The sequence below is a fragment of the Pseudomonas sp. 6D_7.1_Bac1 genome (assembly GCF_025465945.1).
Classification (GTDB): Bacteria; Pseudomonadota; Gammaproteobacteria; order Pseudomonadales; family Pseudomonadaceae; genus Aquipseudomonas.
Window position 1 is genome coordinate 23,068 of the sequence record NZ_JANLNW010000023.1, and the last position, 11,460, is coordinate 34,527.

Genomic DNA, 11,460 nt, shown 5'->3' on the forward strand with positions numbered 1-11,460 from the left:
CTATCGCGAGCAGGCTCGCTCCCACAGTTGATCGAGGCGTAGCGTTAAACCTGCGCGGTACGCAGTTTCTCGCTACGGCCACGCAACCATTCCAGGGTCAGCAGCAGGAACACCGAGAAGGCAATCAGCAGCGTCGCAGCGGCGGCAATGGTCGGGCTGAGGTTTTCGCGGATACCGCTGAACATCTGCCGAGGCAAGGTCGCCTGTTGGGGGCCGGCAAGGAACAGCGTGACCACCACCTCATCGAACGACGTCGCGAAGGCAAACAGCGCCCCTGAAATGACCCCTGGCGCGATCAACGGCAAGGTCACGCGGCGGAATGCAGTCAGTGGTGAAGCCCCCAGGCTGGCGGCGGCACGCACCAGGTTCTGGTTAAAACCTTGCAACGTCGCCGACACAGTAATGATCACGAACGGCACGCCCAGCACCGCATGCACGACAATCAGCGAGACAAAGCTGTTGCCGAACCCCAGCGGAGCGAAGGCCAGGTAACTCGCTACCCCGATGATCACCACCGGCACCACCATCGGCGAAATCACCAACGCCATCACCAGCGCCTTGCCGGGGAAGTCGCCACGGGTCAGGCCAATCGCCGCCAATGTACCGAACACCATCGCCAGCACTGTCGCCGCCGGGGCGACAATCATGCTGTTCTTCAGCGAACGCATCCATTCGGCCGAAGCGAAGAAGTCCTGATACCAGTGCAACGAAAACCCTTGCAGCGGGTAGACCAGAAAACTCCCGGAGTTGAACGACAGCGGGATGATCACCAGCACCGGCAAAATCAGGAACAACAGGATCAGCCCGCAGAGAATGCGCAAGCTGTAGAACCACACCCGCTCAACGGGCGACATATAAGGACTGAGCATTTCGATTCTCCCCTTAGCTCAAGCGCAGGCGGCTTGCGCCTACCAGCCAGCTGTAAATCAGATAGAGCACGATGGTCGCCATCAGCAGCAGCCCACCGAGCGCGGTCGCCATGCCCCAGTTGATGCTGGTGTTGGTGTAGAAGGCGACGAAGTAGCTGACCATCTGATCGTTCGGGCTGCCGAGCAGCGCCGGGGTGATGTAGTAACCAATCGCCAGGATGAACACCAACAGGCAACCGGCGCCGACACCGGCATAGGTCTGCGGGAAGTACACCCGCCAGAAACTGCTAAACGGATGGCAACCCAGGGAAATCGCCGCACGCATGTAGGTCGGCGAGATGCCTTTCATCACGCTGTAGATCGGCAGAATCATGAACGGCAGCAGGATGTGCACCATCGAGATGTAAACCCCGGTGCGGTTGAACACCAGTTCCAGTGGCTTATCGATGATGCCCATGGCCAGCAGCGCGCTGTTGATCAGCCCGCCCGATTGCAGCAAGACAATCCACGCCGCCACCCGCACCAGAATCGAGGTCCAGAACGGCAATAGCACCAGAATCATCAACAGGTTGCTTTGGCGCGACGGCAGGTTCGCCAGCAGGTACGCCAACGGATAGGCCAGCACCAGGCAGATCACGGTGATGATCAGGCCCATCCAGAAGGTCCGGGCAAAGATGTCGAGGTAAATCGCCTGGTCAGGGGTCGCCGGGGCGATTTCGCCGAGGTCGTCGATCCGGTGGTCGACCGCCGCCAACAGGTAATAAGGCGTCAGGCTGCTGGTGTTGCGACGCACCGCTTGCCAATAGGCCGGGTCGCCCCAGCGCTCATCCAGCGCTTCAAGCGCGTCCTTATAAGAGGCCGGTTCAGTCGTGAACGGCAGCGCTCGCGCGGTTTTGGTCAGCAGGCTGCGATAGCCGGCCAACTCCATGTTCAGTCGCTTGGACAGATCGCCCAAGGTTTGATTCTTGCGGGCATCGGCGAGGTCCTCGCTGGCCGCCTTGAAGACCGGGTCCGCCGGCAAGCCTCGGCCATCCCAGGTGGCAATGGCTGCCACGGTGCGCGGCATACCGCCGACCACTTCCGGGTTACCGACACTTTTGTAGAGCAGCGCCACGATCGGCACCAGAAACACCAACAACAGAAACAGCACCAACGGCGCGATCAGGGCTTGGGCCTTCCAGCGGTTGACCCGCTCGGCACGCGCAAGGCGCTGCTTCAAGGTGCGATTGGTGCCCTCGTTCAGGGGAACGGCGATGGCCATGGCGAACTCCGAAAATCTTTGATCGTTACAGAGGTGGAGTACCACCTCGATCGTTTAATACACACATCCACTGTGGGAGCGAGCCTGCTCGCGATGGCGGTATTACATTCAACATCAAGTTGACTGCCCCACCGCTATCGCGAGCAGGCTCGCTCCCACATTTGGTGGGCGAGCCCATCAACAAAGGGTTGTGGTTACTTCGCAGCCCACGAGTTGAAACGCTGCTCCAGTTGCTCACCGTTGTCAGCCCAGAAGCTGACGTCGATCTGCACCTGGTTGGCGATGTTTTCCGGGGTGGTTGGCATGTCTTTCAGAATATCTTTGGACAACAGCGGTACGGCTTGGGTATTGGCCGGGCCGTAGGCGATGTTTTCCGAGTAGGTTTTCTGCTGTTGCGGCATGACCGAGTACGCGATGAATTTCTTCGCGGCTGCGGCGCGGGCCTTATCCAGGCCTTTTGGAATCGCCCAGGCGTCGAAGTCGTAGATGCCGCCGTTCCACACCACTTTCAGGTTGCTTTCTTTCTGCACGGCAGCGATCCGGCCGTTGTAGGCCGAGCTCATGACGACGTCGCCGGAAGCCAGATACTGCGGTGGCTGAGCGCCTGCTTCCCACCACTGAATGCTTGGCTTGAGCTCATCGAGCTTCTTGAACGCGCGGTCCTGACCATCCTTGCTGGCCAGCACTTTGTAGACGTCTTTCGGCGCGACCCCGTCGGCCATCAACGCGAACTCCAGGGTGTACTTGGCGCCTTTACGCAGGCCACGTTTGCCCGGGAATTTCTTGGTATCCCAGAAATCCACCCAACTGGTCGGCGCGCTTGCCAGCTTGTCGGCGTTGTAGGCCAACACGGTCGACCACACGAAGAAGCCCACGCCGCATGGCTGAATGGCACCCTTCACATAGTCTTCGGACTTGCCGAACAGTGCCGGGTCGAGCGGCTCGAACATGTCTTCATCGCAACCACGGGACAGTTCTGGCGACTCAACTTCTACCAGATCCCAGGACACGCTCTTGGTGTCGACCATGGCTTTGACCTTGGCCATTTCACCGTTGTATTCACCGGCGACGATCTTGCCGTTGCCCGCAGCTTCCCACGGTGCGTAGAAAGCCTTGACCTGCGCCGCCTTGTTCGCGCCGCCAAACGACACCACGGTCAGGTCAGGGCCGGCCATTGCATGGGCAGCACCCATCAGGCCCAGAGTCAGCGCTGTGAATTTCAGGGATCTCAACATTTATTGTTCTCTCCACGTGCAGGGTTGGTGTTGGTGAAGCGGGGGCGATCAGTTCGCCTCTAGAAGTGGGTCGAGCGCGCGAACGTGTTCGACCTGCCAGCCAAGCGGTACCACGTCTCCGACCGCCAGCGCCGGATCGAGCTCGGCGATGGGCTGTTTCACGAAGAAGTCGGTCTTGCCACAGACTTCCAGGCGAACACGGACGTGGTCGCCCAGATAGATGAATTCCGCCACCCTCCCTGAGAAGCGGTTGACGCACGACTCGCTGGAACCGTTGAGGCTCACACGCTCCGGACGAATGGACAGCGTCACTGGCTCGCCGGTCTTGCCGACATTCACCGCCAGCGCTTCGACCTTTTCACCGCGCCCCAGCTCAACCACGCAGCGGTCGCCGGTGTGGCTGTGCAAACGGCCGTTGAGACGGTTGTTCTCGCCGATGAAGTTGGCAACGAAGGTGTTCTTCGGCTTTTCATAGAGCTCGCGCGGTGGCGCGATCTGCTGGATTTCGCCTTGATGGAATACCGCCACGCGGTCAGACATGGTCAGGGCTTCGCCCTGGTCGTGGGTCACGTAGACCACGGTCACGCCGAGGCGCTGGTGCAGGTGTTTGATTTCCATCTGCATGTGTTCACGCAGCTGTTTGTCCAGTGCGCCCAGCGGTTCGTCCATCAGTACCAGTTGCGGTTCGAACACCAGCGCCCGGGCCAGCGCCACACGCTGTTGCTGACCACCGGAAAGCTGCGCCGGGTAGCGCTGGGCGAACGCGTCGAGCTGAACCATGCTCAGCACGCGCTTGACCCGGTCACTGACGTCGCTTTTGTTCAGACCACGCACGGTCAGCGGGAACGCCAGGTTCTCGGCCACCGTCATGTGCGGGAACAATGCGTAGTTCTGGAACACCATGCCGATGTCGCGCTTGTGCGGCGGCACGTTGTTGATCGCGCGTCCCGCCAGCTGGATTTCGCCAGCGGTCGGCGTTTCGAAACCGGCGAGCATCATCAGACTGGTGGTCTTGCCGGAGCCGGACGGCCCGAGCAAGGTGAGGAATTCGCCTTTGCGAATCTCCAGGTTGAGGTCTTTGACGATCAGGTTCTCGCCGTCGTAGCTCTTTTGCACTCCACGAAAGCTGACCAGAACATCACTCGCCCCAGCGCTTGAATCGACCTCGCTCATACCCACACCTTTGTTGTTTTGACGGCTGTGGACTAAGCCTAGTGGACACTGGGGACCGCGCAAATCGGGGTGCAGGAGAGAATCGCCTCAGCCGGATGGAAGGTTGTGGGTAGGGATTGCCCTACAAGGATGGCGGGATTGGATATGTCAATGAAAGATAGCGGCAAGCATCAAGCTGCAAGCCACAAGAACCGGCAAAAGCAGTTCTGTGAGGATGTCGTAAATGGACATGTACACACGATCTCGTAGCAGCTGGCGAAGCCTGCGTTCGGCTGCGCAGCAGTCGTAATCTGGTTGACGCGGTATGCCTGAAAGAAAGCGGTTGCAGGTTTTGCGACGGCTTCGCCGCCGAACGCAGGCTCGCGGGCTCGCCAGCTGCTACGGGTGTGTGGTGGACACAGATCCGTGGTGGTATCAGAGCAGTTTGTGCTCCATCGCGTACTTCACCAGCTCAGCCAGTGAGGTGATGTTGAGTTTCTGCATCAGCCGGGCCTTGTGGGTGCTGATGGTTTTGCTGCTCAACGCCAGTTGCTGGGCGATGTCGTTGACGTTGGCGCCTTGGGCCAGGCGCTCGAACACAGAAAATTCGCGCTCCGAGAGCAACGAATGCAGCGGTCGCGAGTCCGTCAGGCCGACTTCAAAAACCATTCGGTCCGCCAGCTCCGGATCGATGTAACGCCCGCCCGCCGCGACTTTGCGAATTGCCGTCAGCAGCAGCGCCGGGTCGCTGTCCTTGGTCGCATAACCGGCTGCGCCGACCTTCAGCGCACGCGCTGCCATTTGCGCCTCGTCGTGCATCGACAGCACCAGAATCGCCGGCGGATTGTTCAGTGCACGAATCCGTGGGATTGCCTCCAGCCCATTAACCCCGGGCATGGAGATATCCAGCAACACCACCTCGCAGGGAATATGGCGCAGTTGCTCGAGCAGTTGTTCGCCATTGCTCGCCTCCCCCACCACCAGCAAATCCTTGGCAAGGCCGATCAACTGCTTGATGCCTTCACGGACGATGGTGTGGTCTTCGGCTACCAGTACACGGATCACGCAGTCTTCCTCAGCAAAGGGTGGAACGAGTTTTCAATCCAGCGGCACACGCACGCTCAAGGTCGTGCCTTCACCCGGTTCACTGTCCAACGACAACTGGCCGCCCATGATCAACACCCGCTCGCGCATACCGACCACGCCAAAGGATGTCGGCCTGCCGGTGGGATCGACAAAGCCTACGCCATCATCGCTGACGGTCAGGCGCAACTCGTCGCCTTCCAGCACCAGTGTCAGTTCGACAGTATGCGCCTGCGCATGGCGCATGACATTGGTCAGCGCCTCCTGAAGAATCCGGAATAGACCAATGGCCTTGGCATCGCTAAGGACCGGCAGGTTGTCTGGCACTTGCACCAGGCACGGAATCTGCGTACGCGCCTCGAATCGCCGGGCCTGCCACTCGATGGCTGATGCGATCCCGGCGTCGAGAATCGGTGGGCGCAAGGCCGTGGCCACATCCCGCACCAATTGGAACAGTTGGGAGATCAAGCGTTTCATGCTGTTCAGACGCTCGCTCAAGCCTGGATCAAGCTCGGCGTAGGCCAGTTCGCACATCGAGGTTTCCAGCTTGAGCACGGTCAGCATCTGGCCCAATTCATCGTGCACTTCCCGGGCAATCCGGGCCTTTTCTTCTTCGCGCACGCTTTCCAGGTGCGCAGACAGTTCACGCAATTGCTCGGTAAGTCCCTGCAACCGCGCCTCGCTTTCCTGCAAGGCGGCCAATGCCCGACGACGCTCAGTGACGTCATTGAGGTAAACCACGAGGTATTCACCGTCGCGAAACCGCAGAAAACTCAACGACACATCGGCCGGCAGAATGCTGCCATCGGCACGCACACAGTTGGTCTCAAAGCTTTGTGGCCCGTCCTCGCTGGCCCGGGCGCGTTTCCACAGGCTCAACCAACGGTCCATGTGCAGACCGGGTTCAAAGTCGATCAGTGGCCGATCAATGACACCGTCCGGCGCGTAACCGAGCATGTCCTCGGCTGCGCGGTTGGCGTACCGCACATGGCTGTCCCAATTGACCCAGAGGATCCCGACCGTACTTTGATCAATGGAAAACTGCGTCAGGCGCAACGCTTCTTCGCTCGCCTCGCGCAGCGCAATGTCTTCGCGGGCCGCCAGCAGGCGCAGCTCAAGCGTACGTTGCTGACGGCGCTGCCACAGCACAATGGCCATGCTGCTGAGGAACAACACCGCAAACAGCAGGCAGAGGTTTTGCCAGAAACCCGGCGACTCGGCCAGACGCGGGTATTTGGGTTGCAGCCAGCGTGCGTGCAACTGCTCAAGGTCCTTGGCCGGGATGGCATGCAAGGCGCTTTCGACAATGCCGGCCAACTCTGGCCAGTCGCGGCGAGTCGCCACCCGTAGCAACTGCGGCAGGCCAATATCCCCGACCACCACCAAATTGGCGAATTCGGGCTCGGACGATAAACGGCTGAGCTGGGCTTCATCGACGACCGCGTACCGGGCCTGTTGAGTCAGCAGCAATTGCAGGGCCTCACGCTCCATGGGCACGCCCTGCAAATTGAGATTGCCGTAGTTGCTGCGCAGATAATCGGCGATCGCGCTGGGCATCCGCACCGCGACCCGCGACTGGCTGTCGAGTTTTTCCAGCTCGACGACGCCCGCCCCTTTCTGTTCACCGACCACCAGTTGCGGCACTCGCATGTAGGGGTCGGTGAATTGCCACAGACGCAGGCCGGCGGGGGTTTGGGTCAGGCCCGGAGCGATGTCGACTTCACCCTCGCGCAATGCTTCTTCCAGCTGCGCCACATCGGGAAAGTTGCGCCACGTCAGCTCGATATTCAGCTCACTGGCGAGCCGCTGCATCAATTCGACATTGGCCCCGGATAACCGCTGCAAGCGCCGGTCGTATTGTGCGTAAGGCGCTTGCAGCACCACACCAACGCGCAGATCGTTGTGTTGCGCGAGCCACTGGCGCTGCTCGGCGTTCAACGGCGCGCCATGCGCAGCCGACGGGGGCGCCGCCCATGCCATCAAGGGAAGCCAACAACAGCCGATAACCAACAGGCAGCGAAAACGCATCATCCGAAGTCTCACACACTGACAAATACTGACCAACCTATTAGGCTGCCGGGATTACTTCTGGCCTGGAATATCCGATGCCCCCTGTCTACCGCTTGGCACTGCCAGCATTGTGCCTGTCGCTGATCCTGCCTTGTGCCTTTTCAGCTCAGGCCGCCGACCCGGCACCCGCCACCGCGGAAAAGTCCGCCGCAGAAAAACCGCTCGAACGCCAGCCTCTGCCAGAGCGTAGTCAGGAAGAAGCCGCGGCCCTTGAACGGACAGTCCCCGCGCAAGAGCAACAGCAATTGCAGGCCGGCAGTGATAGTTTTCTCGCACTGTGGAAACCGGCCAACACCAGCAATCCCAAGGGTGCGGTGATTATCATCCCCGGTGCGGGTGAAACCGCTGACTGGCCTCAAGCAATCAGTCCATTGCGGCAAAAATTGCCCGATGCCGACTGGAGCAGCCTGAGTCTTACCTTGCCGGACCTGCAAAGCAATGCCCCGCAAGCGCGCGTCGTAGAAGTCGCCCCCGTGCCGGCCAAAGCCGCAACCGGCAGTAAAGACGCCAGCACCGCTGCGCCCATTGAACAAGTGGCCGGAGGCGAAGGGGACGTCGCCGACCGCGCGATCGCCGAGACCAGCGAAGAGCAAGCCAAAGCCGACGCCGAGCGCATCTACGCACGAATCGACGCCGCCATTGCTTTCGCCGAACAACAAAGCGCTCGCCGCATCGTCTTGCTCGGTCACGGTACAGGGGCTTATTGGGCCGCACGCTACCTGAGCGAGAAACAACCGGCGCACGTCGAAAAGTTCGTGATGGTCGCCGCACAGACACCCGTGGCCGCGAAACCCGGACTGGCCGAACTGACCACCACCTTGAAGCTGGCCACCTTCGACATCTACTACAAGGACAAGGCACTGGTGCAGAGCGCTGCCCTGGAACGCTTGCAGGCCAGCAAACGCCTGAAGGCTTCGACATTCAGCCAGCTGGCACTCAAGACCTTGCCCGGCAACAGCGCTGCCGAACAGGAGCAGTTATTCCGCCGTGTGCGCGGCTGGTTGAATCCGCAGAACACCGGGAAGTGATCGGCGGACGCAGACCTATCGCCTGACACAATCTCTGTGGCGAGGGAGCTTGCTCCCGCTGGGTCGCGAAGCAGCCCCAAATCGACCGCCGAGGTTCCGTCAGGGATACCCCAGGTGCAGAATCTGCGCCTGCTGCGCAGCCGAGCGGGAGCAAGCTCCCTCGCCACAGGGTTTCCTTTCCAATTCACTGTTAACGAAAATCCCGCCGCTCGCGAATCAACGTATAGGCGTTGTGCAACTCGCGGGTTTTGTCAGTCGCTTCGCGCACCTGGGACGGTGTTGCCCCAGTGCCGGCGACCTTGTCCGGGTGATGGCGACTGAGCAGGCGTCGATACGCACGCTTGATTTGCGACGGCTCGCTGGTGGCGGATACACCCAGTACCCGCAGCGCCTCCTGATAGGCCGCCGCACTGTTGGGCAATATTCTTTTGTGTGGCTCGTAATCACTGGCCAGGGCCTGCACCTGTTCCGGTGTCCACCCCAGCCACTTACCCCACTGCGCAATCAGCTCACGCTCACTGCTTCCGGCACGGCCGTCGGCCCAGACCATCCGCCAGCAGGCACGCAAGACGCCTTCGGCGGCATGCGGTTGCGCGCTTAAACGGCGCAGGTAACCCCGCAAGCGATCATGGCCAGTCTTGCCACGATTGAACGCCGCGATCGCACGCTTTTGCGCCGGTTCGCTCATCTCCAGCGAACGCATTTCCTGGCGCGCCTGATAGATATGACCGTCCACCACCCGGCCATCGCTCTTGGCCAAACGCCCCAGCAAGACAAACAACAATTCGTCGTTACGCAACATCGGCCGACCGCCGAGTCGCTCACGCAAATGCCCCAGGCTTTGCAACTGCAAGCGCCGATCCAGCGCCTGCCCTAACAATGCGCCGAGCATGGCCCCCGGAATGCTGGCTATGGCAAAGCCCGCCCCGGCTCCGATCAGAGTCCCTGGCCACAACATGTCAGTAGCTCGCTTCTATCAATTGTTCGACTTCAGCCAGCCGCTCATGCGTGCCGACATCGACCCAGTGCCCGCGCAGTCGCTCGCCGCTCACCAGCCCTTGCGCCATGGCATCGCGCAACAACGGGGCCAGCTTGAAGGCACCGGCCGCGCACGCTGCGAAGAGTTTCGGATGCAACACGGCGATGCCGCTGTACGTCAGCGTGTCGGTTCCCGGCTGGCCGTCATGCACCTGGCCATCGACCAGATTGAAATCGCCAGTCGGGTGATGCGCCGGGTTGTCGGCAAGCACCAGGTGGGCGAGACCCGTCATCGGTTGACGCAGTGCGGTGAAGTCGTAATCGGTCCAGATATCACCGTTGACCACCACAAACGCTTCATCACCCAAGAGCGGCAAGGCGCGGAATATCCCGCCCCCCGTTTCCAGCGGCTCACCTTCCGGCGAGTACTGGATACTCAAGCCATAGCGTGAACCGTCACCCAGGTACTCTTCGATCTGTTGCCCCAGCCAGGCGTGATTGATCACCACCTCAGTGAAACCTGCCGCCGCCAGCGCCCGCAGGTGATACTCGATCAGCGGCACCCCGCCAACACGCACCAGTGGCTTGGGTGTGGTCAGGGTCAGTGGGCGCATGCGCTCACCTTTACCGGCCGCCAGAATCATTGCCTTCATGCAGAGACTCCGACCGACTGGCGCAGACTGGCCAGCAACACGTCCAACTCCACCAGCTCAGGACGACGAGCGACCACGGCTTCTATATAGGCAAAGAAGCGCGGCACATCACCGAGGTAGCGCGGTTTACCGTCGCGGTGACAGATGCGGGCAAAAATACCGATGACTTTCAGGTGCCGCTGCACACCCATCAAGTCGCTGGCACGCAGGAAGTCTTCGAAATCAGGCTGAACCGGAATGCCGAGAGCGCCTGCTTGCTGCCAGTAGTCCGCCAGCCAGGCGCGCACGCGCTCCTCGGGCCAGCTGAGGAAGGCGTCCTTGAACAGGCAGGTCACGTCATAGGTCACGGGACCGTACACCGCGTCCTGGAAATCCAGCACGCCGGGATTCGGCTCGCTGAGCATCAGGTTGCGCGGCATGTAGTCGCGATGCACCAGTACTTTGGGCTGGGCCAGGGCGCTGTCGATCAACCGCTCGCTGACTTGCTGCCAGAGCATTTGCTGCGCCGAATCGAACTCGATGCCCAACTCGCGCTTCACGTACCACTCGGGGAACAGTTCCAGCTCGCGGCGCAACAGCGCCACGTCATAACTCGGCAGCGGTGCAACCATCGGCAACTGCTGAAAAGCCAGCAATGCTTGCAGGGCATCCTTGAACAAATCGTCAGCATTTTCGCTGTCGATCACGTCCAGGTAGGTCTGGTTACCCAGGTCATTGAGCAAAAGAAAGCCGCGCTCAAGATCTTCTGCGTAGATTTTTGGCACGTTAATTCCGGATTTCGCCAGCAAAAAGGCGATATCCACGAAGAGTTTACAGTTTTCCTGGGGGGGCGGAGCGTCCATCACGACGAAACTTCGGCCTTCGCCCTCCCAACGAAAATAACGGCGGAAACTTGCGTCGCTGCTGGCCGCGGTCAACGTGGCCGGGGGTACGGCACCCCATCCTTGCGCGGCGAACAGTGTTGCCAATTGCTCATCGAGCCAAACTTTCAGGTGTTGCAAGCGTACATCTTGGTCAGGCATTACAAGGGTCTCCGACGGCGCTAGCCGTCAAGCGGGTCATGCTTTATTATCCAGCATCTTTTTCAGACCATCGAGAGGCGTGCGGCCCACACCGCGGGCAGATGGCACG

At 60.6% G+C, this 11,460-nt stretch carries 10 protein-coding genes; 1 reads left to right on the forward strand and 9 read right to left on the reverse strand.

The window, feature by feature from the left end; genetic code table 11:
• Positions 1–44: 44 nt before the first annotated feature.
• The 6 genes from NTD87_RS06985 to NTD87_RS07010 all read right to left on the reverse strand — a co-directional run bounded on the left by NTD87_RS06985 (position 45) and on the right by NTD87_RS07010 (position 7,628).
• Positions 45–869 (reverse strand): ABC transporter permease, encoded by an 825-nt coding sequence (locus tag NTD87_RS06985; RefSeq protein ID WP_123424107.1) that lies wholly within the window; start codon positions 867–869, stop codon positions 45–47.
• A 13-nt stretch (positions 870–882) separates the two neighbouring features.
• Complete coding sequence (locus NTD87_RS06990; RefSeq protein WP_262112836.1) at positions 883–2,130, reverse strand: ABC transporter permease; 1,248 nt, start codon at positions 2,128–2,130, stop codon at positions 883–885.
• A gap of 194 nt (positions 2,131–2,324) precedes the next feature.
• Positions 2,325–3,365: an ABC transporter substrate-binding protein gene (locus NTD87_RS06995; protein ID WP_262112838.1), complete on the reverse strand. Its 1,041-nt coding sequence runs from the start codon at positions 3,363–3,365 to the stop codon at positions 2,325–2,327.
• A 48-nt stretch (positions 3,366–3,413) separates the two neighbouring features.
• Complete coding sequence (locus NTD87_RS07000; protein WP_262112839.1) at positions 3,414–4,538, reverse strand: ABC transporter ATP-binding protein; 1,125 nt, start codon at positions 4,536–4,538, stop codon at positions 3,414–3,416.
• A 414-nt stretch (positions 4,539–4,952) separates the two neighbouring features.
• Positions 4,953–5,582: a response regulator transcription factor gene (locus NTD87_RS07005; RefSeq protein ID WP_123424104.1), complete on the reverse strand. Its 630-nt coding sequence runs from the start codon at positions 5,580–5,582 to the stop codon at positions 4,953–4,955.
• 33 nt (positions 5,583–5,615) lie between these two features.
• The gene (locus tag NTD87_RS07010; RefSeq protein ID WP_410017476.1) at positions 5,616–7,628 is read right to left on the reverse strand and encodes a transporter substrate-binding domain-containing protein; all 2,013 of its coding nucleotides are present in this window, start codon (positions 7,626–7,628) and stop codon (positions 5,616–5,618) included.
• Between the two features lie 77 nt (positions 7,629–7,705).
• On the opposite strand from NTD87_RS07010, the gene NTD87_RS07015 reads away from it, so the two are divergent.
• Positions 7,706–8,698 (forward strand): alpha/beta hydrolase family protein, encoded by a 993-nt coding sequence (locus NTD87_RS07015; RefSeq protein ID WP_262112842.1) that lies wholly within the window; start codon positions 7,706–7,708, stop codon positions 8,696–8,698.
• Between the two features lie 190 nt (positions 8,699–8,888).
• Here the strand turns inward: NTD87_RS07015 and NTD87_RS07020 are convergent, their stop codons facing one another.
• Genes NTD87_RS07020 through NTD87_RS07030 form a run of 3 tightly spaced genes read right to left on the reverse strand, consistent with a single transcriptional unit; the run spans position 8,889 to position 11,351 of the window.
• The gene (locus NTD87_RS07020; RefSeq protein WP_262112843.1) at positions 8,889–9,656 is read right to left on the reverse strand and encodes a DnaJ domain-containing protein; all 768 of its coding nucleotides are present in this window, start codon (positions 9,654–9,656) and stop codon (positions 8,889–8,891) included.
• Position 9,657: 1 nt separating this feature from the next.
• Positions 9,658–10,329: an N-acetylmuramate alpha-1-phosphate uridylyltransferase MurU gene (murU, locus tag NTD87_RS07025; protein ID WP_262112844.1), complete on the reverse strand. Its 672-nt coding sequence runs from the start codon at positions 10,327–10,329 to the stop codon at positions 9,658–9,660.
• Complete coding sequence (locus NTD87_RS07030) at positions 10,326–11,351, reverse strand: aminoglycoside phosphotransferase family protein (protein ID WP_262112846.1); 1,026 nt, start codon at positions 11,349–11,351, stop codon at positions 10,326–10,328. The genes murU and NTD87_RS07030 overlap by 4 nt, the downstream gene beginning before the upstream one ends.
• Positions 11,352–11,460: the final 109 nt, after the last annotated feature.